Annotated in this window: 27 protein-coding genes; 15 read left to right on the top strand and 12 right to left on the bottom strand. The window is 67.1% G+C overall.

The window, feature by feature from the left end; genetic code table 11:
- Nucleotides 1-18 precede the first annotated feature (18 nt).
- Nucleotides 19-270: a hypothetical protein gene (locus RH858_RS11170; protein ID WP_259536463.1), complete on the bottom strand. Its 252-nt coding sequence runs from the start codon at nucleotides 268-270 to the stop codon at nucleotides 19-21.
- A 224-nt stretch (nucleotides 271-494) separates the two neighbouring features.
- Here RH858_RS11170 and purS point away from each other — a divergent pair, with 224 nt between their 5' ends.
- Both purS and purQ read left to right on the top strand, forming a co-directional pair.
- Nucleotides 495-746 (top strand): phosphoribosylformylglycinamidine synthase subunit PurS, encoded by a 252-nt coding sequence (gene purS, locus RH858_RS11175; protein ID WP_259534207.1) that lies wholly within the window; start codon nucleotides 495-497, stop codon nucleotides 744-746.
- A complete protein-coding gene (purQ, locus tag RH858_RS11180) occupies nucleotides 743-1,432 on the top strand; it encodes a phosphoribosylformylglycinamidine synthase I (protein ID WP_310561895.1) in 690 nt (229 codons plus the stop codon). The genes purS and purQ overlap by 4 nt, the downstream gene beginning before the upstream one ends.
- A gap of 9 nt (nucleotides 1,433-1,441) precedes the next feature.
- Here purQ and RH858_RS11185 read toward each other — a convergent pair whose 3' ends face one another.
- On the bottom strand, nucleotides 1,442-1,966 hold the full coding sequence (locus RH858_RS11185) for a metal-dependent hydrolase (RefSeq protein WP_310561896.1): 525 nt from the start codon (nucleotides 1,964-1,966) through the stop codon (nucleotides 1,442-1,444).
- Nucleotides 1,967-2,061: 95 nt separating this feature from the next.
- On the opposite strand from RH858_RS11185, the gene RH858_RS11190 reads away from it, so the two are divergent.
- Nucleotides 2,062-2,775 (top strand): creatininase family protein, encoded by a 714-nt coding sequence (locus tag RH858_RS11190; RefSeq protein WP_310561931.1) that lies wholly within the window; start codon nucleotides 2,062-2,064, stop codon nucleotides 2,773-2,775.
- Nucleotides 2,776-2,810: 35 nt separating this feature from the next.
- On the opposite strand, the gene serA is transcribed toward RH858_RS11190, so the two are convergent.
- A complete protein-coding gene (gene serA / locus RH858_RS11195) occupies nucleotides 2,811-4,418 on the bottom strand; it encodes a phosphoglycerate dehydrogenase (RefSeq protein ID WP_259534210.1) in 1,608 nt (535 codons plus the stop codon).
- 314 nt (nucleotides 4,419-4,732) lie between these two features.
- Here serA and moeB point away from each other — a divergent pair, with 314 nt between their 5' ends.
- A complete protein-coding gene (moeB, locus tag RH858_RS11200; protein WP_259534211.1) occupies nucleotides 4,733-5,545 on the top strand; it encodes a molybdopterin-synthase adenylyltransferase MoeB in 813 nt (270 codons plus the stop codon).
- A 37-nt stretch (nucleotides 5,546-5,582) separates the two neighbouring features.
- Here the strand turns inward: moeB and RH858_RS11205 are convergent, their stop codons facing one another.
- Together RH858_RS11205 and RH858_RS11210 are read right to left on the bottom strand one after the other, a co-directional pair.
- Nucleotides 5,583-5,954: a hypothetical protein gene (locus RH858_RS11205; RefSeq protein WP_259534212.1), complete on the bottom strand. Its 372-nt coding sequence runs from the start codon at nucleotides 5,952-5,954 to the stop codon at nucleotides 5,583-5,585.
- 118 nt (nucleotides 5,955-6,072) lie between these two features.
- Nucleotides 6,073-6,657, bottom strand: coding sequence for a hypothetical protein (locus RH858_RS11210; protein WP_259534213.1), 585 nt, complete (start codon nucleotides 6,655-6,657; stop codon nucleotides 6,073-6,075).
- Nucleotides 6,658-6,741: 84 nt separating this feature from the next.
- Between RH858_RS11210 and pheA the strand changes: the two genes are divergently transcribed.
- From pheA to RH858_RS11225, 3 genes are all read left to right on the top strand, one after another.
- Nucleotides 6,742-7,554: a prephenate dehydratase gene (gene pheA / locus RH858_RS11215; protein ID WP_310561897.1), complete on the top strand. Its 813-nt coding sequence runs from the start codon at nucleotides 6,742-6,744 to the stop codon at nucleotides 7,552-7,554.
- Nucleotides 7,555-7,631: 77 nt separating this feature from the next.
- On the top strand, nucleotides 7,632-8,072 hold the full coding sequence (hsp14, locus tag RH858_RS11220; RefSeq protein ID WP_259534215.1) for an archaeal heat shock protein Hsp14: 441 nt from the start codon (nucleotides 7,632-7,634) through the stop codon (nucleotides 8,070-8,072).
- Between the two features lie 121 nt (nucleotides 8,073-8,193).
- Nucleotides 8,194-8,685 (top strand): Hsp20/alpha crystallin family protein, encoded by a 492-nt coding sequence (locus RH858_RS11225; RefSeq protein ID WP_259534216.1) that lies wholly within the window; start codon nucleotides 8,194-8,196, stop codon nucleotides 8,683-8,685.
- 25 nt (nucleotides 8,686-8,710) lie between these two features.
- Here RH858_RS11225 and RH858_RS11230 read toward each other — a convergent pair whose 3' ends face one another.
- The 3 genes from RH858_RS11230 to RH858_RS11240 all read right to left on the bottom strand — a co-directional run bounded on the left by RH858_RS11230 (nucleotide 8,711) and on the right by RH858_RS11240 (nucleotide 10,464).
- Nucleotides 8,711-9,052 (bottom strand): hypothetical protein, encoded by a 342-nt coding sequence (locus RH858_RS11230; protein ID WP_259534217.1) that lies wholly within the window; start codon nucleotides 9,050-9,052, stop codon nucleotides 8,711-8,713.
- 83 nt (nucleotides 9,053-9,135) lie between these two features.
- Nucleotides 9,136-9,738, bottom strand: a complete 603-nt coding sequence (locus RH858_RS11235) for a uracil-DNA glycosylase (protein ID WP_259534218.1) — start codon at nucleotides 9,736-9,738, stop codon at nucleotides 9,136-9,138.
- A gap of 45 nt (nucleotides 9,739-9,783) precedes the next feature.
- Nucleotides 9,784-10,464 carry a class I SAM-dependent methyltransferase gene (locus RH858_RS11240; RefSeq protein WP_259534219.1) on the bottom strand — a complete coding sequence of 227 codons (681 nt, stop codon included), beginning with the start codon at nucleotides 10,462-10,464 and terminating at the stop codon, nucleotides 9,784-9,786.
- 119 nt (nucleotides 10,465-10,583) lie between these two features.
- Between RH858_RS11240 and RH858_RS11245 the strand changes: the two genes are divergently transcribed.
- Nucleotides 10,584-11,165, top strand: a complete 582-nt coding sequence (locus tag RH858_RS11245; protein WP_259534220.1) for a hypothetical protein — start codon at nucleotides 10,584-10,586, stop codon at nucleotides 11,163-11,165.
- A 37-nt stretch (nucleotides 11,166-11,202) separates the two neighbouring features.
- On the opposite strand, the gene npdG is transcribed toward RH858_RS11245, so the two are convergent.
- A complete protein-coding gene (gene npdG / locus RH858_RS11250) occupies nucleotides 11,203-11,871 on the bottom strand; it encodes an NADPH-dependent F420 reductase (RefSeq protein ID WP_310561898.1) in 669 nt (222 codons plus the stop codon).
- A gap of 140 nt (nucleotides 11,872-12,011) precedes the next feature.
- Between npdG and RH858_RS11255 the strand changes: the two genes are divergently transcribed.
- Nucleotides 12,012-14,333, top strand: coding sequence for an ATP-dependent DNA helicase (locus RH858_RS11255; RefSeq protein ID WP_310561899.1), 2,322 nt, complete (start codon nucleotides 12,012-12,014; stop codon nucleotides 14,331-14,333).
- A 22-nt stretch (nucleotides 14,334-14,355) separates the two neighbouring features.
- Nucleotides 14,356-14,850: a KEOPS complex subunit Cgi121 gene (gene cgi121 / locus RH858_RS11260; protein ID WP_259534223.1), complete on the top strand. Its 495-nt coding sequence runs from the start codon at nucleotides 14,356-14,358 to the stop codon at nucleotides 14,848-14,850.
- A gap of 140 nt (nucleotides 14,851-14,990) precedes the next feature.
- Here cgi121 and cmk read toward each other — a convergent pair whose 3' ends face one another.
- On the bottom strand, nucleotides 14,991-15,605 hold the full coding sequence (gene cmk / locus RH858_RS11265) for a (d)CMP kinase (protein ID WP_259534224.1): 615 nt from the start codon (nucleotides 15,603-15,605) through the stop codon (nucleotides 14,991-14,993).
- Between the two features lie 152 nt (nucleotides 15,606-15,757).
- Between cmk and RH858_RS11270 the strand changes: the two genes are divergently transcribed.
- Together RH858_RS11270 and RH858_RS11275 are read left to right on the top strand one after the other, a co-directional pair.
- On the top strand, nucleotides 15,758-15,907 hold the full coding sequence (locus RH858_RS11270; RefSeq protein WP_259534225.1) for a hypothetical protein: 150 nt from the start codon (nucleotides 15,758-15,760) through the stop codon (nucleotides 15,905-15,907).
- Between the two features lie 14 nt (nucleotides 15,908-15,921).
- Entirely contained in the window at nucleotides 15,922-16,914 is a 993-nt protein-coding gene (locus RH858_RS11275; protein ID WP_259536466.1) for a TFIIB-type zinc ribbon-containing protein, read from the top strand.
- 76 nt (nucleotides 16,915-16,990) lie between these two features.
- Here RH858_RS11275 and RH858_RS11280 read toward each other — a convergent pair whose 3' ends face one another.
- Nucleotides 16,991-17,992 carry a class I SAM-dependent methyltransferase gene (locus tag RH858_RS11280; RefSeq protein ID WP_310561900.1) on the bottom strand — a complete coding sequence of 334 codons (1,002 nt, stop codon included), beginning with the start codon at nucleotides 17,990-17,992 and terminating at the stop codon, nucleotides 16,991-16,993.
- Nucleotides 17,993-18,105: 113 nt separating this feature from the next.
- On the opposite strand from RH858_RS11280, the gene RH858_RS11285 reads away from it, so the two are divergent.
- From RH858_RS11285 to RH858_RS11295, 3 genes are all read left to right on the top strand, one after another.
- Nucleotides 18,106-19,242 (top strand): glycosyltransferase, encoded by a 1,137-nt coding sequence (locus tag RH858_RS11285; protein WP_259534227.1) that lies wholly within the window; start codon nucleotides 18,106-18,108, stop codon nucleotides 19,240-19,242.
- Nucleotides 19,243-19,304: 62 nt separating this feature from the next.
- On the top strand, nucleotides 19,305-19,685 hold the full coding sequence (locus tag RH858_RS11290) for a hypothetical protein (protein ID WP_259534228.1): 381 nt from the start codon (nucleotides 19,305-19,307) through the stop codon (nucleotides 19,683-19,685).
- Complete coding sequence (locus RH858_RS11295; protein ID WP_259534229.1) at nucleotides 19,682-20,500, top strand: hypothetical protein; 819 nt, start codon at nucleotides 19,682-19,684, stop codon at nucleotides 20,498-20,500. The genes RH858_RS11290 and RH858_RS11295 overlap by 4 nt, the downstream gene beginning before the upstream one ends.
- A 28-nt stretch (nucleotides 20,501-20,528) precedes the next feature.
- Here the strand turns inward: RH858_RS11295 and RH858_RS11300 are convergent, their stop codons facing one another.
- On the bottom strand, nucleotides 20,529-21,680 hold the full coding sequence (locus RH858_RS11300; RefSeq protein WP_310561901.1) for a rhodanese-like domain-containing protein: 1,152 nt from the start codon (nucleotides 21,678-21,680) through the stop codon (nucleotides 20,529-20,531).
- Nucleotides 21,681-22,119: the final 439 nt, after the last annotated feature.

Genomic DNA, 22,119 nt, shown 5'->3' on the forward strand with positions numbered 1-22,119 from the left:
GCCGTTTGGCCCGGGGAGCTAAACGTTTCTCGCCATCCGCGCCGCCTCCAGGGCCACAAGCAAGATCGTGATCAACATCGCCGACGTCACCGCCAGCACGAACGCCAGCACCAGAAACCACCCCTCCGGGCCGAGGATCGGATACTCGCGTCCGCCAGCCGGCGGGCCCAACAGCTCGAGCACCCGAACGAGATACGCCGCGATCGCGAGCGACAGTCCCGCGAGCCCGCCACGTTTCGCGTGTTTGGGCACCGAAAGCGCCGACAGCATCGCCGAGGCCGGCGGTCGGTCGGGTCGCTCCTGTTCTGCACGTTCGTCCGCGCCCCCCGAACGCTCGAAGCCGTCCGTTCCGTCAGTCCCCTCTCGACTCACGTCCGGCGATAGTCGCCGACCGATGAAAGGCGCATCGCTCCCCGACAGCGGAGAAATCCACGTTTGTGTATATCGAATCGTATCCAAAACGGTTTTTGCACACGAGGGCGCACCCTCACACGATGACCCCCTACACCGCGACGGTGACCGTCCGGCTGAAACCCGGCGTGCTGGATCCGGAAGCGGAGACGACACAGCGCGCGCTGGAGCGACTCGGGTTCGAACTGGAAGACCTCCGGTCGGCCGACCGGTTCGAGATCGACCTGGAGGCGGCCGACGCCGAGGACGCCGGCGACCGGGCCGCGGAGATGGCAGAGCGGCTGCTCGCGAACCCGACGATCCACGACTACGAGGTCGCGGTCTCCGAACGATGACCGTCGCAGTCGTCCAGTTCGGCGGGTCCAACTGCGACCGGGACGGCGTCCGTGCGCTGGAGCATCTCGGGATCGGCGCCGAGCGCGTCTGGCACGAGGATGGCCTCCCGGACGACGTCGAGGGGATCCTGCTTCCAGGGGGGTTCTCCTACGGCGACTACCTCAGGGCGGGCGCGATGGCCGCCCGGGCGCCGGTGATGCAGGAGGTGCGTGCGGCCGCAGCCGAGGGCGTGCCGGTGCTTGGCGTCTGCAACGGCGCCCAGATCGGCTGCGAGTCGAGCCTGACACCCGGAGCATTCACGACCAACGAGAGCGCCCGGTTCCAGTGTGAACACGTCTACTGCCGGGTCGAGCGCGCCGACACCCCCTGGACGGCCGCCTACGAGAAGGGGGAGGTGCTCCGGCTGCCGATCGCCCACGCCGAGGGTCGGTTCGAGATAAGCGAAAAGCGATACGACGAACTCGAGGAGACCGACCGGATCCTGTTTCGATACTGTGACGCCGACGGGGCCGTCACCGACGAAGCGAACCCGAACGGTTCGACCGAAAACGTCGCGGGCGTACTCGGGGAACGAGAGACCGTTGCAGTGTTGATGCCCCATCCCGAACGGGCGACGCTGCCCGACCTCGGGCTCACCGACGGCGCCGGGGTGCTGTACGGGTTCGATCCCTCGCTGCAGAGCTGACGACGGCTTTTATATCACGGTCGCGATCGCGACCGTCGCACCGCCCAGCAGGAAGAGTCCGGCGTTTGTCGTCCGGTGGTTCGACGCAACCAGATCCAGCGTCACGTGCCGGTCGGAAAGCGGCGCAAACGGCCGGATCCCCATCGGTGTGGCGGCGTCGGCCGCGACGTGCGTGAAGACCGCGCCCGCCGCGAGCAGGCCGCCGACGAGTGTCCAGTGGAAACGGAGCCCGGTTATCGCTGACAGCGCGGCCACGGTCCCGGCGACAACCAGCCCGACCGCGGCGGCGAACCAGACGGTGTGGGTGGGCCCACGGTGGGGGATCGGAAGGTGTTCGTCGCAGTCAGGCACCACTGCGGCGCCGGCGACGAGCAGTCCGCCACAAAGCGCCGCCTGCGGCTCCCCGGCTTCGACGAGCAGCCGCGCGACGGGCGCGTAACACAGCAGCGCGATTCCGTAGTGGCCCAGCTGGTACACGGTCGAGGTGAGTTCGGCTGGGCCGAGTATGAAACTCTCGGTCGGCGTTGACCCCACGGTATTTGTTCCCGGCGACCCCGGACGGAACTGTGACCGACGAAACCAAAACCGCATCGCGGGGACCGGCGGAAACGGCGTTCGATCTCGGCGGGATGACCTGGGAGGAAGCCGGCGAGGCGTTCCTCGCGGCAGATGCTGTCGTCCTGCCCACGGGTAGCACCGAACAGCACTCGCGACACCTCCCGCTTTCGGTCGACAGCCTGCGGGCGGATCACCTCTCGGCGGAGCTCGTCGAGGCGGCCGACCGGCGGGACCTGCAGCTGTACCGGCTGCCGACGCTCCCGTACGGCTACTCACAACACCACATGCGGTTCCCGGGCACCGTGACGCTGTCTCCGGAGACGTATCGCGAGGTAATCGTCGAGATCGGCGCGTCGATCGCCGACCACGGGGTCGCCCGGCTGCTGCTTTTGAACTGCCACGGCGGCAACCGGGAGCCGCTGAAGCTCGCGGCCGACCGGCTCGGACGGGAGTACGACCTCGCGGTTCACTTCGTCCACTGGACCGACTTCGCCCGCGAGAAACTGGAGGAGGTGTTCGGCGACGACTGGGGCCACGCCGGGGACCACGAGACCAGCGTGATCGGGCTGTTCCGGCCGGATCTGGTTCGCGAGGATCGCAAAGAGCCACAGACGACCAGAGAGTTCCCCGAGACGCGGTCGTACAGCTACTTCGACGAGGTGACAGAAGAGGGCGGCCTGGGCGATCCGACGAACGCCGATCCCGACGCGATGGAAACGATCGTCTCGGAGACGACCGAGGAGATCCTGGACGCGTTCGAGGCGGACCTCGACGACGGGTGGTAAACCGGAGGACCTCGCTGGAACAGCCGTTCGGCCGATCAGTCGGCGTCGCGCCGGCTCTCAGTATCGTCGAGGACGATCTCGTTGACTTCTGTGATCCGGTCGTCGGCGAGCAGTTCCTGGTGGACCGATTCGGGGATCGGGTGATCGAGGTTGTAGACGGTGATCGCCTCGCCGCGTTCGGTCTGGCGGGCGTTGAACATCCCGGCGATGTTGACACCTGCATCGCCCAACGCGGTGCCGATCAACCCGAGTACGCCCGGTTCGTCCCGGTTGCGCACGACCAGCATGTGGCCGTACGGGATCGCGTCGACGCGGAAGCCGTCGATGCGAACGATTCTCGGGTCGTCGCCCGCAAAGAGGGTTCCACACACCGAGATCGACGTGTTACCGTTGCCGACGGTGACCGTCACCAGGCTCTGGAAGTCTTCGGCCTGCCGGCGTTTCGACTCGGTGACGTCGATCCCGCGCTCGTCGGCGAGCCGGGGCGCACTGACCGCGTTCACCTGCCACTCCAGCGGCTCGAAGACGCCCTTCAGGGCGGAGGCGGTCACCACCTCGACGTCCTCGTCTGCGATCTCGCCCTCGTAGACGATCTCGACGTCGGTGATCCGCCCCTCGAGCAGCTGGGTCGCGATCTTGCCGGCGGTCTCGGCGATGTCGAGGTACGGTCGGACGCGGTCGAACGCCGCTTCGTCGATCGAGGGGGCGTTGAGCGCGTTCGCCACCGGCTCCCCGCGGAACGCCGCGAGCACCTGTTTTGCGGTGTCGACGGCGACGTTCTCCTGGGCGGCCTCGGTGGACGCCCCCAGATGTGGGGTGACGACGACGTCCTCGACGTCCAGTAGCGGCGAGTCGGCGGGCACCGGCTCGGTCTCGAAGACGTCGATCGCCGCGCCCGCGAGGGTGCCGTCCTCGACGGCGGCCGCGAGCGCCGCCTCGTCGACGATCCCGCCCCGGGCGCAGTTGACCAGGTGGTCCCCCTCGAGCAGTTCGAGCTCCTCGGCGCCGATCATCCCCCGGGTCTCGGGCAGCAGCGGCGTGTGGACGGTGACGACGTCGGCACGCTCGAGACACTCCTCGAGCTCTTCGACCAGTTCCGCGTTGAACTGGGCGGCCCGTTCCTGGGAGATGTACGGGTCGTACACCACAAGCTCCATTCCCAGGGAGTCGAGTCGCTTTGCGACCTCCTGGCCGACCCGTCCGAGGCCGACGATCCCCAGCGTCTTGCCGTTGAGTTCGGTGCCGACGAACTCGCTTTTGGCCCACTCGCCGTCCCGCAACCGGATGTGCGCCTGCGGGATCGACCGCGCTGTGGCGAACGCCATCGCGACGGTGTGTTCGGCCGCTGCGCGGACGTTCCCCTCCGGGGCGTTGGCGACGATTACCCCGTGTTCAGTGGCGGCCTCGATGTCGATGTTGTCGACGCCGATCCCCGCCCGGCCGACGATGACGAGCTCGGTGGCCGCCTCGAACACCTCGTCGGTGACCTCGGTTCCCGACCGGACGATCAGGGCGTTCGCGTCCGACACGGCCGACAGGAGCGCCTCGCCCTCGACGTCGTAGGCCGTCTCCACCTCGTGGCCAGCCTCGCGGAGTCGCTCGATGCCGGCATCGGCTATCGGGTCGGTAACGAGTACCTTCATAGTAAAAGCTGAAACAAGTGCGGGCTTTAAATCCCACCATTTTCGACCCACCGATTTCTTCGTCGGGTGCATCGCTCACTTCGTTCGCTCTGCACCTCTCGTCGAAACGCTGTCACGCAAATCCGACGGAGTTGCTGGATGCCACGGAGCTTCCGTCCGTGAGCAGACCAAAACGGGCGGTGGCTCGGGCCTGCGGCCCTCGCCATCGGTACAACGTCCTCATCATTCAGCCTCGGTTTTCCGCGAATTCGTCCCGATCGACCCCGGAGTGTAGGACGAATCCACTTATCAACGTCGACGGCGAAGTCTACGGTATGAGTCTCTCCCTCGATTCGACCCAGCTCGACCGCTACTCCCGGCACATCATCATGGACGAGATCGGCCCCGAGGGTCAGGAGGCGCTGCTCGAGGGCAGTGTGCTCGTCGTCGGTGCGGGTGGTCTCGGCTCGCCGGCGATCCAGTATCTCGCGGCCGCAGGGGTGGGAACGATCGGAATCGTCGACGACGACGTCGTCGAACGCTCGAACCTCCAGCGGCAGATCATCCACACCGACGACGCCGTCGGCGATCCGAAAACCGAGTCGGCCCGCCGATACGTCGAGAATCTCAACCCCGACGTCACCGTCGACACGTACGAAACCCGGCTCGAAACCGATAACGCCGCCGACCTGCTGTCCGGCTACGACGTCGTCCTCGACGCCTCGGACAACTTCCGAACGCGGTACATCGTCAACGACGTCGCCCGACTCGAGGGACTCCCGGTCGCCCACGGCGCCATCTACAAGTTCGAGGGGCAGGTGACGACGCTCGTTCCCGATGGCCCCTGCTACCGGTGTCTGTTCCCGGAGGCGCCCGATCCGGGGACCGTCCCCGACTGCGCGACCACGGGCGTGCTCGGCGCCCTGCCGGGGACGGTCGGCTGCATCCAGGCGACCGAGGCGATGAAGCTGCTCGTCGGGGAAGGCGAGCCGCTCGTCGGCCGGCTGCTGTTTTACGACGCCATGGAGATGAGCTTCGAGACGGTCTCGTACGCGCCGAACCCAGGCTGTCCGGTGTGTGGCGACGACCCGATCGACGACATCGACGGGGTCGACTACTCGGACGGCTGTGCGATCGAAGCGGACTGACGAGGGCACACAGTTCCGGCAGAACAGTATCGAACGCTCACCGACCCATCCGATCGCTCGTGGGGGAACTGCCGTCAGCGACGCCCCCGGCCCCCCCGTGAAGCTGGGAGACGCACAGCCGACAGTACTGGTAGGCCGCCTCGTTTTCTGCACCGCAAGCGGGACAGCGGACGGTGGCTTCGTCGGTGTCGAGTGACGGCCCGACCTGCTCGCCAGTCACCGACCGCGAGTCGCGATCCGATCGTTCGGCCCCGGCCTCGCCCTCGCGGCCCGCGAGCGACGAGAGACCGCCGTCACCCGTGGGGGGGCTGTCCGCGGCATCCGACCAGCGTATCACCAGCGCGAACACCACCACGTGGAGCAGCCCAACCGCGACGGCCAGCAGGAGCAGCTGGTTCGGGTCGGGCATCACAGATAAATGTACGTAGTTCACACACTTCAGCGCTACGTCAGAATTCCGAACAGTCTGGCGAGCGGAACGGAGCAGCCTGGACCGGCACGCAGTGCTCCCGACCGTTCCGAGACCGTCACGACAGCCGAACGTGGTCGACGTAGCGGGTGATCTCCGCCTGCCGGGCCACGGAGATCCCGACTGCCACGAGACCGACACCCTCCGCGTCGACCGGATACTCGACGGTCTCCCAGCCCTCGTGGTCCTCGACAGGGCGGGTACTATCGAAGTGCTCGGCCCGGAGGTAGCCACGGTTCGGTCGCGGCCCCACATACGCCGCGACCCTGGAGATCGTCGCTGTCGATTCCTCGGGGCTGTACACGTCGAAGGAAAGGCTGGTCACCCCTGTAAGATCGACCGCCTGCTGGGCCCAGATCGTCCCGCTGTCCTGTCGGCCGTCGACGAACAGTTCGCAGGAACGCTCTCCCTCCGAGGCGACGTCCGTCGTCGATCCCGCCCGGGAGGCCACGTACTGGCCGGTGGTGGGGTCAACCGGCAGGTCGCGGCCGATCACCCACGCCAGCAGCCCGTCTTCGAAGCCGGGGTTCGCCAGCTCCCCCGGCGCTGAGGGGTCGTCGGGACCAATCCACGGTGCAGTACAGCCAGCGAGCCCCGCTGTCGTCGCACTGCCGAGCACACAGATGAACTGTCGTCTGTCCATGGTGGATCGTTTCCCCACCTCCGCCAAAAGTAGCCACCGCGTTACCCACGCGTTTATCCCGCGCGATGGTGTATCCGACAAGCGATGAGAGCTGTCACACTCGGGCCCGCCGGAACCTACTCCCACCGGGCGGCCCGCGCAGTCGCCGAGGAGGTCGCGTTCCGCGAGTCGGTCACCGCCATCGTCGAGGCGGTCGCCGACGGGGAGTTCGAGCGGGGGGTCGTTCCGATCGAGAACAGCATCGAAGGGTCGGTCACGGAAAGCCTCGACGCGCTCGCAGACCGCGAGGTTGCCGTCACAAGGGAGATCGTCACCCCGATCCGACACGCGCTGCTGGCGCAAGGCGAGGAGTTCGACGTCGTCGCCAGCCACTCGCAGGCGCTCGCGCAGTGTCGATCGTTCCTCGAATCCGAGTATCCCGACGTCGGCCAGGAGGCGGTCGCCTCGACCGCCCGGGGGGTCGAACGCGCCCGGGAGGACCCGACGGTGGCCGCGATCGGTCACCCCGACAACGCGAACAACGGCGTCGAACTGCAGGTGCTCGCGGAGGACATCCAGGACCGCTCCTCGAACGCGACCCGCTTTCTGGTTGTCGCGCCCGTCACAGAGCGCTCGGAGGCCGGCGGCAAGACGACCCTTGTCGTTTACCCGAACGCGAACTACCCCGGGCTCCTGTTGGAGCTGCTGGAGGCGTTCGCCGAGCGGGACATCAACCTCTCGCGGGCGGAATCGCGCCCCAGCGGTCGGCGGCTCGGCGACTACCTGTTCCACTTCGACGCCGAGGCCGGACTCTACGAAGAGCGGACCAGGGAGGCGATCGAGGAGATCGAACGGATCGCCGAAAACGGCTGGGTCCGCGTGCTCGGCAGCTACGACACGATGCACGTGTTGTACTGATACTATCGGTCGAAAACCCGGCGGGTTTTCTCCCGCCGGTAAACATTCAAGAGATCTCTCGCCGAACAAACAACAGCATGACAGACAGAGATCCGTTCAGCGAGATCGACGAACTGTTCGAACGGCTGAACAGGGAACTCGACCAGTTCGGCGGACAGTTCGATCCGAGCCTTCCCGGCCGGGGCGTCAAGGTCGACATCGCCGAACACGACGACGAACTGGTCGTCACTGCCGATCTCCCCGGCTTCGAGAAGGACGACATCGAGGTGACGATACAGGAGGGGACGCTCACGATCGAAGCCGACCGGGAGGTCGAGTCAACACAGGAAGCGGAAGCGGACGACGGGCCGCGATTCCACCGGCGCGAACGCAGCCGGACGGCCGTCTCCCGGCGAATCCGTCTCCCGGTCGAGGTCGACAAGGCAGACGCCCGGGCGACGTATGCGAACGGCGTGTTGACGATCACCCTCCCGAAGCTGAAAAGCGACGACGGGGGACACACGATCGACGTGAGCTGAAAGAAGTCCACCTTACTGATACTACATCCCGGCTGTCCACACCACCACCCGTGCGACGGGCTATCCAGTATTCTGCTGTCTTTAAGCCCTGAGGCGCCGATATACGACCTGGTGAATACTGATGAGATACACGCCCTTTGAGGACATCGACCGACTGTTCGAACGGATGAGCGAGCGCCCCGCCGCCCGTGGGTGGAGCCCGTGGGGAGAGACGTGGAGCCGGATGGACGACAACCGAATGGACGTCGACGTCGCCGAATACGACGACGAAATCGTCGTGATGGCCGACCTCCCGGGCTTCGAGCGCGAGGAGATCGAGGTGACGATCGACGAGGGGTCCCTGCGGATCCACGCCGAGCGCGAACGCGAGTCCGAGCACCGCTCGGGCGACGAACGCGGCGCAGACGGGGAACTGATGACCCGCGAGCGCGGCAGCCGCCAGACGTATCTCCACCACGAACGCCGGCACGAATCCGTCTCCCGCCGCATCGACCTCCCCCGATCGGTCCGCGAAGCCGAGGCGAGCGCCCACTACCGCAACGGCGTGTTGACGGTGACCCTGCCGCTTGACCTCGATAGCGAGGGCGACGGTCACCGGATCGACGTCGAATAACGAGCGGGGACAACCTCCCCGTTTTTTACTCCGCGTTTTCAGCAGTGTCTGTGTTTCCTCGTTCGTCCGAAACGTAGCCGAACTTCGCGGCGGCGAGCCCGATCGTCACCACGAGCGTCGTCCCGATCACCGCGGTTTCGGCGTTGTCGACCTCGGCGTACGTGAGCGGGAACAGGAAGATCGGAACCAGATACGCGAACCAGGCGACGGCCTCGGCGCGTCGCCCCCGTTGATAGCGCAGATAGCCGGCCAGGGTGACGATCGCAGTGACGATGCCGACGGCGATGCTCGGCGGGAGGTAATCGCCGACGACGATCACCGTCACCGCCATGAGCCCGACGAGGACGAACCAGTCGACGGTATCCATCGGCCGGGAGTGTGCCACGCGAGCTTAAAAAAACCGCGTGACTGGGCCACGCAAACGACTGGCACCAACAGGGGGTCGAACGGCTATCCGTACCGGTCGAGCTGGGACTGTCCCTCGCCGTCGGACGATCCCACGCCGGCGATCGAGGCCGCCCGTTCGATCGCCGCGAAGAATCCGTCCCGCTGGCCACGGTCGTACAGCGTCGCCGCCGGATGCACCGACAGCAATACCCGGCGCGACCGATCGCCGATTCGGGCGTCGACCACGTCGCCGGCCTCGGACGTGATCGCCACCGGTCGATCCAGGAGGTGTTCGCTGGGCACCTTTCCGAGCGTGACGATCAGCTCCGGATCCACGGTCTCGATCTCGCCCTCCAGGAACTCGCGACAGTTACCCAGTTCCTCGGCGGTCGGATCCCGGTTGTCGGGGGGGCGACACCGGACGCAGTTGGTGATCCGGACGTCGCGACGTGGTACCGCCGCCGCCGACAGTGCCTCATCGAGCACGTCGCCCGACCGCCCCACGAACGGCTCTCCTCGCTCGTCTTCCTTCTTTCCGGGTCCCTCCCCGACGAACAGGAGCGCGGCGTCGGCGGGACCCACCCCGTTGACGATCCGGCTGCGCGACTCCAAAAGCGCGGGACACTGGCTACAATCACTCACACACAGTCCGTCGAAGTCGGCCATCTGTCTTTTGAGTCGGTGGCTACAGTTCGAGTTAAAGCTGGCGAGTCACGGTGCGACGCCCACCGTCAGAAGCGTCCCCCAGGTCCGGTAGCGGTCGACCATCTCCTCGCGGGTTTCCCAGTCGTCAGTCGGGAACTCCTCGGCCGGCGGGATCTCGATTTCCCGGTCAGGGATCGTGTCCTGCTCGACGACGTACAGCCCCGCCTCCCGGAACGCCTGCCGGTACTCCTCCCGGCTCCACCGGGTCATGTCGACGGTGATGTTCTCCTGCCACTCGTGGGAGGCCTCGTTTTCCTCGTAGTAGTTGACCGCACAGTAGAACGTCCCACCCGACCGGAGCACCCGTTCGACCTCCCGAAGGGTTTCGTCCGGATCCGCCGCATAATAAAATGCCTCCATCGAGAAGACGTGATCGACGCTCCCGTCGGGAAACGGGAGATCACCGAAGTCGCCGACGAGATACCCCACCGACGAGTCGTCGGTGTACGACCGGGCGTTTCGAGTCATTTCGGGCGAGCCATCCAGTCCGTACGCCCGGCCGACGCCGGCGGTCTCACGCAGCGCTCGCAGCGAGTAGCCGCTGCCGCATCCGAGATCCAGTACCGTTTCCCCCGCCTCGACGGGCATCCGAGCGAGAACGTGTTTGGCCGTGTGCCAGTGTCGCTGTTCCATCCCGCGGTCCTTGCCGGCCGCCGCCCAGGCGTCGAACTCCTCGCGAACGCTCATATGTCCGCGACGGGCGGGCGAAACAAAACGGGTTCGGACCGGACTCGAGTCCGAACCTTCCGGAGCCCCATTCTGCACTGATGTCCACGCTTAAGTTACTGGGGAGCGACCCACGTCGTATGGATTACGCCCTCGAACTCGAGGACGGGCCGGAAACGATCCCGGGGGGAACCGGACTACTGTTGTTGCACCCGAGCATCGGCGAAACCGACCGCGTCGACACCGGCTTTCTGAAGGTCGACACCGACCGATTCCTGGTGGTTTCCACCCGAACCACCGCCCGCGAAGTCGAACAGAAGCTGGAACACTACGAGGTCGACGAGACCAAAGCCGAGATCCTCGACACCCTCTCCGTCGAACGGGGCTACTCCCGACGCAAGAGCGACGACGTCCACTACGTCGGCTCGCCGGACGACCTCGCAGGGATCGTCGCAAAGGTGGAGGCGTTCCTCGAGTCGACGACCGGGAAGCGGCGGGTCTCGGTCGACTCGCTCACCGAGATGGCGTACTACGCCGACGTCGACGGCGTTCTCGACGCGACCGCGGAGATCCTCGATCTCCTGGGGGAACACGACGCGGTCGGCCTGTTTCACCTCTCGAAGGAGGTCCACGACGAGGAGACGGTCGATCGGTTCCGGGAGCTGTTCGACGGCGTCGTCGATCTCGCACCCGACGGCAACGTCTCCGTCGAGATCCAGTGACGCCCGAGCGGAAGGCCGGTGCCGAACAGACCCCGTGTCACCTGAAGCGGACGCCCAGATCGTGTAGCCCGTCGTTGTGCTGTGCGACGTTTATCAAAAGCGGCGTGAGCGCCTCCACCTCCGCCGCGTTCGCGAGCCCGCCGGCGTCCAGCGCCCGCAACCCGTCGATGTCCTCCGCGAGCAGCGTCGCGATCTCCTTTGCGCCCTCGTCGTCGCCGACCAGCAGCGTGTCGATCCCCAGCTCCGCGTCGAGGTCTGCGAGCCGGCCGGCCGAGAGGTTGTGAAACGCCCCGACGACCGACACCTCGTCGGGAACGGCCCCAGCGGCCAGTTCGGTGACGCTGCCAGCACTGGGTGGATGGGCGTGAAAGCCCGACTCGTCGCGTTTCATCCCCGCCGCCGGAGAGATCACCACGTCGGCGTCGGAAAGCGTCGACGCCACCGCCTCGACGGTGTCGGTGACGTGATACGGCGGCACCGCGAGCACGACGGCGTCGGCGCCGGCCGCCGCGTCGGCGTTATCCCGTCCCTCGATGGTGACGTCGATCCCGCGGCTGTCCAGCTCCGTCTCGTAGGCGTCGGCCTTCGTCTGCGCCCGGGTCGCCTCCCGCGAACCGATCACCAGCTCGTGGTTCGCGTGGTAGCCCCACCGGAGCGCCAGCCCTTCGCCGATATCGCCCGTGCCGCCGAGTATTGCAATTCGCATAGCGGTATCCCCGTCCGGCAGGGGTGAAAGCGTTTCGCGACGCCGGACGACTCGGGCGACCGATGAACGGAAGTAAACTCGAGTGACGACGGCACCCGACATCCGACGGTTTAAACGGGATCGGCAACCAATCCCTGGTGATGGAACCGACCGCCCTCGCGGGGCTGCCCGACGGCGTGACCGAGGCGCTCGCAGCGGAGGGAATCGAGGAGCTGTATCCGCCACAGGCGGAGGCCGTCGAGAAGGGGTTGCTCGACGGCGAGAGCCTCGTCGCCTCGGTGCCGACCGCATCGGGCAAGACGCTGATCGCGGAGCTCGCGATGCTGTCGGCGATCGAGCGCGGAGGGACCGCCCTCTACATCGTCCCGCTGCGGGCCCTCGCAAACGAGAAGAAAACGGAGTTCGAACGCTGGGAGGAGTTCGGCGTCTCGGTCGGCGTCTCGACGGGGAACTACGAGTCCGACGGCGAGTGGCTCGCCTCCCGGGACATCGTCGTCGCCACCAGTGAGAAGGTCGACTCGCTGGTCCGCAACGACGCCCGCTGGCTCTCGGATCTCTCCTGTGTGGTCGCCGACGAGATTCACCTGGTCGACGACAGTCACCGCGGGCCGACGCTGGAGGTGACGCTGGCGAAGCTGCGCCGGATCAACCCCGGGCTCCAGACCGTTGCGCTGTCGGCCACCGTGGGCAACGCCGACGTCGTCGCCGACTGGCTCGACGGGGAACTCGTCCGGTCCGACTGGCGACCGATCGACCTCCGGATGGGCGTCCACTACGGCAACGCGATCAACTTCGACGACGGCAGCCAGCGCGAGGTGCCCGTCGGCGAGGGACAGCGACAGACCGAAGCGCTCGTGGCCGACACGCTCGATGAGGAAATCGACGGCCAGGGCGGCTCCCTGCTCGTGTTCGTCAACTCCCGGCGCAACGCCGAGTCGGCCGCCCGCCGGCTCGCGGGCGTCACGGACCCCCGGCTGACCGCCGACGAACGGAACCGCCTCGAGGAACTCGCCGCCGAGATCCGCGACGGCTCTGACACCGACACCGCCGAATCGCTGGCCGACTGCGTCGCCCGCGGCGCGGCGTTTCACCACGCTGGGCTCACCGGCGACCACCGCCAGGCCGTCGAGTCGGCGTTCCGCGAGCGCCTGATAAAGGTGATCTGTGCGACGCCAACCCTCGCGGCGGGCGTCAACACGCCCGCGCGTCGGGTGATCGTCCGGGACTGGCGGCGCTACGACGGCGAGTTCGGCGGGATGCAACCGCTCGACGCCCTGGAGATCCACCAGATGTGCGGCCGGGCCGGACGGCCGGGACTGGATCCGTACGGCGAGGCGGTGCTGCTCGCCTCGGACGCCGAGACGATGGACGAACTGTTCGAACGGTACGTCTGGGCCGACCCCGAGCCCGTCCGGTCGAAGCTCGCAGCCGAACCCGCCCTCCGCACCCACGTCCTCTCGACGATCGCCTCCGGCTTCGCGGCCTCCCGGAGCGAACTACTGTCGTTCCTCGATCGAACACTGTACGCCACCCAGACAGCCGATCCCGGACGGCTCGAGGACGTCACCGACACCGTGATCGACTACCTCGAGGCGAACGGGTTCCTCGAACGGGACGCCACCGACGGGGGCGGCGACACGCTCACAGCGACGAGTCTGGGCCACACCGTCTCCCGGCTCTATCTGGATCCGATGTCGGCAGCCGAGATCGTCGACGGACTGCGAGACCGGGAGAGTGAAACCGAGGACCCACCCACCGCGCTCGGTCTGTACCACCTTGTGAGCCGGACCCCGGACATGTACGAACTGTATCTGAAATCCGGCGATCGGGAGCAGTACACCGAACTCGCCTACGAGCGGGAGGGAGAGTTCCTCGGGGCGATGCCCTCGGAGTTCGAGGACGTTCGGTTCGAAGACTGGCTCGCCGCGCTGAAGACCGCGAAACTGCTCGAAGACTGGGCGAGCGAGGTCGACGAGGACCGGATCACGGAGCGGTACGGCGTCGGCCCGGGCGACATCCGCGGGAAAGTCGAGACCGCCGAGTGGCTGTTGCGGGCGGCAGAACGGCTGGCCGGCGAGGTGGGTGTCGACGCCGTCCCGGTCCGGGAGGCCCGGAAGCGCGTCGAGTACGGCGTCCGGGAGGAACTGCTGGATCTGGCGGGCGTTCGGGGCGTCGGGCGCAAGCGCGCTCGCCGGCTGTTCGAGGCCGGAATCGAGACCCGGACGGAGCTCCGGGAGGCGGACAAAAGCGTCGTGCTGGCGGCGCTGCGGGGGCGTCCACGGACGGCCGAACGGATCCTCAAAAACGTCGGCCGGGAGGACCCATCGATGGACGGCGTGCGCGAGGGCACCGAGGCGACGGCCGCGGTCGCCGGCGAGGGCGACGATAGCGACGGCGGACGCAGTCGCGAGCGGGGAGGCACGGCCGACGAGAGCCAGTCGAACCTGGGTGATTTCGGATGACGGCGCGTTCGGAGGTGGTGAAATGAAACTCGTGGAGGGAGTCGCCCACGTAGACGACCTCGAGGAGTTCCTGGCGGCGGTCGACCGGATCACCGCAGAGACCGGCGCGATCGTCCAGGTGTTCGACGCCCGGTACGTCGTCTCCCGGGAGCAGCTGGAACGGGCGGTCGAGCTCGCCGAGCGCGCCCGCGACCGCGGTGAGGAGATCGCCCGCGATCCGGCCGTCGAGATCCTCCTGTATGCGGCCGGGCGCCGCCAGATCGATCGGGCCCTGGAGATGGGGATCGAGGAGGGAGAAACCCCCGCAGTCGCCGTCGTCGTCGGGAACGACGGCGACGAATCGGCGGCCGCAGCGGCGCTGGGGTCACTGTTCGCCGACGCCGACACGCTCGGCGAGTACGACGAGACGCGCGTGCGGGAGTTCTTCGACGTCTCCACCGCCGAACTCGCCGCCGTCGACGGCGGGCTGGCTGACGTCGTGCTCGAACGGGTGGCGCTTCTGGACGTCGAAAAGTGAGCGACCCGACCCGGGCTGGTTCGCCTTAACAGTAGTTGGCAATATGACCAGCATTTATATACGAAACCGGAGTACTCGAACGTGGAACGCTAGTTTGCGGGTTCCGACCCGAATAAAGAAGATCGAATTGCCAACAACTGTTAAATCTCCAGTTCCGGCGTCGGGAACGCCCCCTCGTCGACCTGCGAGTCGTACTCCTCGATGGCCCGCAACACGATGTCCAGCGTTCCCCCCGGGCTCCAGCGGGCCGTGTTAATGACCAGGTCGTAGATCGACCGATCCGAGAGGTCGATCCCGTAGTAGGACTCGTACCGCTGGCTTTCGATTACCTCCCTGACTTGCATCTCCGCCCCGCGCTCCTCGCGATCCTCCGTGCGCTCGAGGCGTACCTCCTCGGGGGCGTCCAGCCAGATCCGCAGATCCGCCCGATTGCCGGCGAGCCAGCCGGCGAGACGCGATTCCAACACGAACGCCTTGTTTGTCGACCCCCACTTCTCGGCGATCGTCCGGAGCCGACGATCGATCGCCCGGTCGAGTTCGTCCGACTCGCTCGCCCTGGCGGTCAGCTGCGAGAGGCTCAGGTCCCGCTCGGTTGCGATCTCCCGGAACACCTCGCCGCCGGAGACCCACCCGCAGTCCAGCGCCGCCGACAATCCCTCACACAGGGTGGTCGCCCCACACCCCGGCGGCCCCGAAACGGTGATAAAGAGGTTGGCGTCGAGTTCCCGCTCCGTGGTCCGATCGGTCGATGACATGACTCGGCTATCGGCACCCGAGGTGTTAAACGTCCCCGCGTGGGCCGGCCCCGATCGTCTACCGTTCGCAACTGAGGATAATTACTTTTGGTTTCATTAACTGTTATTTGGAACTAATAAACTTTACATCATTGGGTGTGTTATCTACGGTCATGACGATCGAACGCGCGGACGGGACGACACGGACGAAACAGACGATTGCGACGGAATGTGTCGCGACTACGAGTGAACGGGCGAGGATACGGGAGCGACTCGCCAGCGATCCACCGACTGTCCACCGATCGGGAGGTGAAGACGGGTGACGAAGTCGGGGTCGATCAGAGAGTCGACGAAAGAGCGACCGCGTGAGCACGGCACCCGGGAGCAGGAGAACTGCCCGGAGTGCGCCGGACCGCTCGTCGTCCGCGAGGACGACGGGGAGACGGTCTGTGACGACTGCGGGCTGGTTACCAGGGAGGCGGCGCTGGATTCGGGTCCCGAGTGGCGGGCGTACGACGCCGCCGAACGGGAAAAGAAATCCCGAGTCGGCGCGCCGTCGACGGAGCTGCTCCACGACCGGGGGCTGTCGACGACCATCGGGTGGGACGACCGGGACGCTCACGGACGGACACTGGATTCCCGAAAGCGACGGCAGCTCGCGCGGCTCAGGCTGTGGGACGAGCGGTTCCGGACCAAGGACGCGCACGAACGGAACCTCAAACACGCGCTCGGCGAAATCGACCGGATGGCTTCCGCACTCGGCGTGCCCGATCCGGTTCGAGAGACCACCGGCGCGATCTATCGTCGGGCACTGAACGACGATCTACTTCCGGGTCGGTCGATCGAGGGGATGGCTACCGCTGCGCTGTACGCGGCTGCCCGGCTGGACGGGGTCGCTCGGTCGATCGAGGAGGTGACAGCGGTCAGTCGGGTCGATGGGATGGAGGTGAAACGGACCTACCGGTATCTCTCCCGCGAACTCGAACTCGAGGTCCCCCCGACCCATCCCGCGGAGTATCTCGGTCGGTTCGCCTCCGACCTCGGCTGCACCGACGAGACCGAACGCCGCGCGCGGGAGCTCATCGACGCCGCGACCGAACGAGGGGTCCACAGCGGCAAACATCCGGTCGGAATCGCCGCGAGTGCCCTGTATGCCGCCGCAACGCTGACCGACGAGGAGGTGACCCAGTACGATGTGTCCGACGTCGCGAACGTGAGCGAGGTCACGATCCGGAACCGGTACCGCGAGGTGCTGGAGGCGGGCGCGTCCGAGGGCGTCGTCGACGACGATAGCTTCACGAACGAGGGGACCGAGGAGGCCGACGCCTGACTGCGAGGACAACCGATCGAGGCCACCTGTTCCGCGGCGACGCCGGTGCAGTGACGGCATCTCCCCCGAATCCGTCTCACGACGGCGCCCGATAGAGCAGATCGTACTGGTGGGCGACGTAGGCAAGCTCCGCCGTCGCGAGTTGTCGCCGGCGCGTCTCAAGCCAGTCGTCGAATCCGTCCCGGTCCAGTTCCGGAACCGTCGAGGCCGCCGGATCGACCGCACCGTCGACGAACGAGAGGATCCGAGAGACGAACCAGCGCTCGTCCAGGGGATACCCGCCAGTCGCTCCGTCCCGGGGCCGGACGATCCAGTCGGAAGCGTTCGCCGCGAGGAGCGTGCCGTCACGGTCGGCCAGACGCGAGAGCGCGGCCCGTCCCGCACGGCTGTTCCGCCCGTCGACGGCGTCGATTGCGTCGTGATAGGCTCGCTCGACGGCGTCGTCGAGCGGGTGGTCGGGAGCGAACAGCGTCCCGCCGTCGAACGTGATCGGCAGGTACGCCAGGCCGCCGGGCGCGAGCGCAGACTCGATCGCCTCGATCGTCGGCTCCAGCGGTGCCACGTCGAGGAACGCCCCCGCGACGACGAGGTCCGCGCCGCGTTCGCCCGATATCCGTTCCTCCGCGCCGCGTTCGCCCGATATCCGTTCCTCCCCGCCGCGTTCGCCCGATGTCCGTTCCTCCCCGCCGCGTTCGTTCGCTCGTTGCGAGAGCAGTTCGAGCGCGTCACCTGTCTCGAAGGCGAACTGTACCTCGACCGGGCGACTCTCCCGGGAGGCCTCGATCCGTCCGCCGCGTTGGGTGTCGACCGCCTCGTATCCCCGATAGCGGAGCTCCTTCGGACGAGCGTCGCGTGCGAACGCGATCACTCGGGGGTCGCGATCGACGCCGAGGTAGTCGAACGCCCGGACGCCCCACGACAGCAGTCGGGGGACGGTCACCCCTGTTCCGCAACCCGCCTCGAGCACCCGCGGCGCTCGGGGGAGCCCCGCCAGTAGTGCCGCGCGCACCCGCCTCGAGAGCGCCCGCCGGTCGACGGATCGCTTCGCCTCGAGGTATCTGGGCTCGGCGTGGTCCATCGTCCCCAACTGTGTGGCGCTTCTCATCAACGTTCGGGTCAGGGGGCGGCTGGGTTGGTCCCGAGACGAGAACGGTCCGTGAGCTTGATTGCAGTTCCGCCCCCCGTTGGACCATGGCGAGGGTGGCGGTCGTCCACAACACGCTGGATTTCCGGGGCGGCGCCGACGTCGTCGCGCTGTCGGTCTGTGACGCGCTCGACGCCGGCCACCGGGGGAGCCACGACGTCGATCTGTTCACAATCGCGGAAACCGACCCCGACGAACTGGCGCCGCGGTTCGGACTCGACGTCGACGTTCCGGTCTGTGAGCCCCCCATGGCCGATCGGATCGCCCGGACGCTGGGAACGCTCACTCCACAGATCGGTCCCCAGATGGCCGCCAGGAGCGCTCTCGTCTCGCGGTTCTTCCGACGTCACGCCGACGGCTACGACCTCGCGGTGAGCACCACCAACGAGCTCTCGCTTCCACTCCCCTCGGTGCAGTACGTCCACTTCCCGCAGTTTTCCCTCGGCCGTCTCCCGGACCGGTTCGACGCCGACCCAGGTCGGTTCGACTGGCTGTGGGCCCGACTAAGTGCGCCGACGCCCGGGGAACTCCCCGATGACGCGACGTTCGTGGCCAACTCCGAGTGGACCGCAGACGCTGTCGAGGCGATCTACGGCCGGTCGGCCGCCGTCGTCTACCCGCCCGTCCGGCCGATCCCGGGGCCACGGCCCTGGGAGGAGCGGGAGCTCGGAGCGGTGGTCGTCGGACGGATCGCACCCGATCGACGGACGTTCGAGGCGATCGACGTCGTCGACCGCGTTCGCGACCGGGGTCACGACCTCCACCTCCACGTGGTCGGCACCGCTCCGCGGGCGTACCGGCCGTACGTCGACCGGGTTCGTCGGGCGGCACGAGGACGGCCGTACGTCCACCTCGAGACGGACGTCCCGCGGGATCGGCTCGAGGCGCTGCTGCGGTCCCACCGATACGGGCTGAACGTCCGTCCGGACGAGTCGTTCGGAATCGGCGTCGCGGAGTTCCGCGCGGCGGGGATGATCGCGTTCGCCCCCGACGCCGGCGGGCAGCGGGAGGTGCTCGATGGCCGATCCGACAGGCTCTTCGAATCGCTCGAAGAGGCCGTCGATCTCCTCTCGGCGTCGATCGAATCGGGAGATCGTCCCGGGATGCCGACGGATCGATTCGGGCCCGACCGGTTCCGATCCGAGATCCGAACGCTCGTCGCGGACGCACTGGCTGAACTGTGAGGTTCCGTCAGTCCTGTCGTTTCGACGGTCGCGTTTATGATCCCGGGATGCTATCATGGACCATGGTCCAGTTCGAGCTCGATTTCGATTCGCTGACCGGCCTTCACTGGTTCGGCGTCGGTTGCGCGGCGGTGACGGGCGTCATTCACCTCTGGTTGGGCGTCGAGTTCATCGACAGCCCGATGGGGTGGAGCTTCCTGGCGGCCGGCCTGGGGTTTTTCGGCGCCATCGGTCTGCTGCTCGTTGGCGTCCGTCGGCGCCTGCTGTATCTGGTCGGCATCCCGTACACCGGAATCCAGATCCCGCTGTGGTGGATCGCCAACGACATCGTGGTTGCTGACCTGTTCGAACCCGGGATCGGCGTGTTCGACAAGCTGGTGCAGTTGCTGTTGATCGGTACGCTGGTCATCCTCTACCGTCGCGAGCGGGACGTCCCACAGTGAGCGATCGAACCGTGGCCGGAACCCACAGCTGGACCGCACGGCTCCGGGCCTCGTTCAAACGGCGGATGGTGTGGCCCCTCGCGGGTCGTCTCGTCCGGACGCCCGCCTGGGACGCAGCGCTCGTGGGGTACGCCGCGGTCGCGTCCGCCGGGTTCCGTCCCGGCAGGCGGACCGACGCCGATCCGCTTGCACTGCGGTGGATCGATCCGGCCCGACCGCTGGCGGACGCACTGCCGCCGGCGCCGGAACGCCCACCGATCGGTCGCGTCGAGGGGGGCGACTGGGATCTGGTCGACGACCGGTTCGCCGATCGGCCGGTCCCGCGGGCGATCGAGTTGCGCTTCCGGGAGGGGAAGCCGTGGGAGGAAACGCCGCTTTCGGATCACGTTCGCGATCAGGTCGAGCGATTCGGCGACGCCTGGGGCCACGTCGAAGAGGCGTTCGAACGGCGGTCCAGGGAGATAGAAGCGCTGTACGAAGCAATGCGAGCCGACGGCTACCGCACCCAGGCCGAACTCACAGCCCGCGGCGATGGCGGCCCGGGACCGCCGCCGGTTCCGACGCTGGGGGAGATCACCGTCGACGTCGGCCGCGACGGGAGGCTCTGCTGGCGGCGCAACGGGCAACACCGGCTGGCGATCGCCCGGGTGCTCGGGATCGATCGGGTGCCGGTGCTCGTGGCCCGACGACACGAGGAATGGCAGGACGTGCGCGACCGGATCCGTGACGGCGGTGTCGGAGCCGTGGATCCGACTCTCGTCGGACACCCTGACCTCGCCGACCTGACCGGCTCGGCCGGGGTCGCTGGCCCGTGACTGTCGTCGAAACCCCCGACCTCGCCCGTCAGTCGCCGGTCGCCGCGCAGTTGTTCGGGCCGAGTTCCAGTTCGACCGTCCGCTGTTCGTCACCCGGTGGTTCCCGACTCGCGTTGACGTCGATGATCGTCTCGTAGTTCGGCGGCTTCTCGGGGACCGACTCGGTCACCCGGCTCACGAACGTTTCCCTGTCGACCGCCAGGAGGTCGACGCCGGTCCGGACCGCGCCGATCGTCGCCGCCACCGGCTCGCCGGGCGTCACCGCGGTCGTCCCGTCGGCGTCGATGGCGAAGTGACCCGGAAGCACCGTGATCGAATCCGGTTCTGCCAGGAGTGTCCAGTGGAGGGAATCGTACAGGAGCTTCGCCCCTTCGGCGGCGTCGCCCTCGCCGAACTGTAGTTCGGTCCGGCCAACCGAATCGACGAAGAGGGTATCGCCGGTCACTACGGCCTCGGCGTCGACGAGATAGCTCACGGCCTCGGAGGTGTGTCCCGGCGTCTGGATCGCCTTCACGGATACGTCACCGACGCGCACGACCTCGTTGCGCTCCAGCGGTCGGTAGTCGACGGTGACGCCCCGGTCGCTGGCGTCGGCGCCGAGGTAGTACGTCGCGCCGACGTGATCGGCGAGTTCCCGTCCCCCGGAGAGGTGATCCGCGTGGACGTGGGTGTCGAGGACGGCCTCGATCGTGTACCCGCGATCGCTCGCGAGGGCGGCGAATTTCTCGACGTGCCGCGTCGCGTCGACGACCGCGGCGACCTCGGCAGCCGGATCGGCGATCAGATAGCCCAGACAGCCTTTCGCCCGGCGCTGGAACTGGACGATCTCGACGTCGCCGTCGGTCGGCACGTCCACGACGTCGTACACCTCGCTCCATCCCTGCATCCCTCCCTCGACGACGGTCACCTCCCCGTAGCCGCTGTCCTCGAGTCGCTTTGCGATGTCGAACGACGATACGCCTTTCGCACAGATGGTGACGATCTCGTCGTCCGGTGAGAGTCCCGTGTGGGCCCGGAACTCCGCGGGGTCGAACTCGAAGTCCGGCTTGTACGTGTACTGGATCGCGTCCCGGATGTGCCAGGCGTCGTAGCTGTCGTCCGGGCGGGTGTCCAGCAGGGCAAACGACCGTCCCTCGTCGATCCAGTCCCGGAGGCGCGCCGGTGTGATCGTTTCGACCATGCACATGGTACGGACTCACACTCCATATACTGTGGGAAGACCGAGATGCCCCGTGCTGTTCAGGTTCCCTCGACTATTCGTTCTCACGTCGTTCGAACAGAACGGTCCCACCAGGATTCGAACCGGAACCAGACGTGCTCGCTCACGTTCGTTCGCTGCGCGCGACTGGTAGGGCTCGAATCATTCCAGACTATCCGCTGCTCACGTTCGTTCGCAGCAGGATAGTCCCACCAGGATTCGAACCGGAACCAGACGTGCTCGCTCACGTTCGTTCGCTGCGCGCGACCGGTAGGGCTCGAATCATTCCAGACTATCCGCTGCTCACGTTCGTTCGCAGCAGGATAGTCCCACCAGGATTCGAACCGGAACCAGACGTGCTCTCCCCGTCGCTCGTCGAGCACCCGGATCAGGGAGTGTGTGAGCCGATCGGCCGAGAACA

The organism is Halalkaliarchaeum sp. AArc-GB (genome assembly GCF_031432225.1).
Classification (GTDB): domain Archaea; phylum Halobacteriota; class Halobacteria; order Halobacteriales; family Haloferacaceae; genus Halalkaliarchaeum.

Coding starts and splice junctions, on each gene's coding strand:
- RH858_RS11170 (WP_259536463.1), bottom strand. CDS start 270: ATGCTGTCGGCGCTTTCGGTGCCCAAACACGCGAAACGTGGCGGGCTC.
- purS (WP_259534207.1), top strand. CDS start 495: ATGACCCCCTACACCGCGACGGTGACCGTCCGGCTGAAACCCGGCGTG.
- purQ (WP_310561895.1), top strand. CDS start 743: ATGACCGTCGCAGTCGTCCAGTTCGGCGGGTCCAACTGCGACCGGGAC.
- RH858_RS11190 (WP_310561931.1), top strand. CDS start 2,062: ATGACCTGGGAGGAAGCCGGCGAGGCGTTCCTCGCGGCAGATGCTGTC.
- serA (WP_259534210.1), bottom strand. CDS start 4,418: ATGAAGGTACTCGTTACCGACCCGATAGCCGATGCCGGCATCGAGCGA.
- moeB (WP_259534211.1), top strand. CDS start 4,733: ATGAGTCTCTCCCTCGATTCGACCCAGCTCGACCGCTACTCCCGGCAC.
- RH858_RS11205 (WP_259534212.1), bottom strand. CDS start 5,954: ATGCCCGACCCGAACCAGCTGCTCCTGCTGGCCGTCGCGGTTGGGCTG.
- RH858_RS11210 (WP_259534213.1), bottom strand. CDS start 6,657: ATGGACAGACGACAGTTCATCTGTGTGCTCGGCAGTGCGACGACAGCG.
- pheA (WP_310561897.1), top strand. CDS start 6,742: ATGAGAGCTGTCACACTCGGGCCCGCCGGAACCTACTCCCACCGGGCG.
- hsp14 (WP_259534215.1), top strand. CDS start 7,632: ATGACAGACAGAGATCCGTTCAGCGAGATCGACGAACTGTTCGAACGG.
- RH858_RS11225 (WP_259534216.1), top strand. CDS start 8,194: ATGAGATACACGCCCTTTGAGGACATCGACCGACTGTTCGAACGGATG.
- RH858_RS11230 (WP_259534217.1), bottom strand. CDS start 9,052: ATGGATACCGTCGACTGGTTCGTCCTCGTCGGGCTCATGGCGGTGACG.
- RH858_RS11235 (WP_259534218.1), bottom strand. CDS start 9,738: ATGGCCGACTTCGACGGACTGTGTGTGAGTGATTGTAGCCAGTGTCCC.
- RH858_RS11240 (WP_259534219.1), bottom strand. CDS start 10,464: ATGAGCGTTCGCGAGGAGTTCGACGCCTGGGCGGCGGCCGGCAAGGAC.
- RH858_RS11245 (WP_259534220.1), top strand. CDS start 10,584: ATGGATTACGCCCTCGAACTCGAGGACGGGCCGGAAACGATCCCGGGG.
- npdG (WP_310561898.1), bottom strand. CDS start 11,871: ATGCGAATTGCAATACTCGGCGGCACGGGCGATATCGGCGAAGGGCTG.
- RH858_RS11255 (WP_310561899.1), top strand. CDS start 12,012: ATGGAACCGACCGCCCTCGCGGGGCTGCCCGACGGCGTGACCGAGGCG.
- cgi121 (WP_259534223.1), top strand. CDS start 14,356: ATGAAACTCGTGGAGGGAGTCGCCCACGTAGACGACCTCGAGGAGTTC.
- cmk (WP_259534224.1), bottom strand. CDS start 15,605: ATGTCATCGACCGATCGGACCACGGAGCGGGAACTCGACGCCAACCTC.
- RH858_RS11270 (WP_259534225.1), top strand. CDS start 15,758: ATGACGATCGAACGCGCGGACGGGACGACACGGACGAAACAGACGATT.
- RH858_RS11280 (WP_310561900.1), bottom strand. CDS start 17,992: ATGGACCACGCCGAGCCCAGATACCTCGAGGCGAAGCGATCCGTCGAC.
- RH858_RS11285 (WP_259534227.1), top strand. CDS start 18,106: ATGGCGAGGGTGGCGGTCGTCCACAACACGCTGGATTTCCGGGGCGGC.
- RH858_RS11290 (WP_259534228.1), top strand. CDS start 19,305: ATGGTCCAGTTCGAGCTCGATTTCGATTCGCTGACCGGCCTTCACTGG.
- RH858_RS11300 (WP_310561901.1), bottom strand. CDS start 21,680: ATGGTCGAAACGATCACACCGGCGCGCCTCCGGGACTGGATCGACGAG.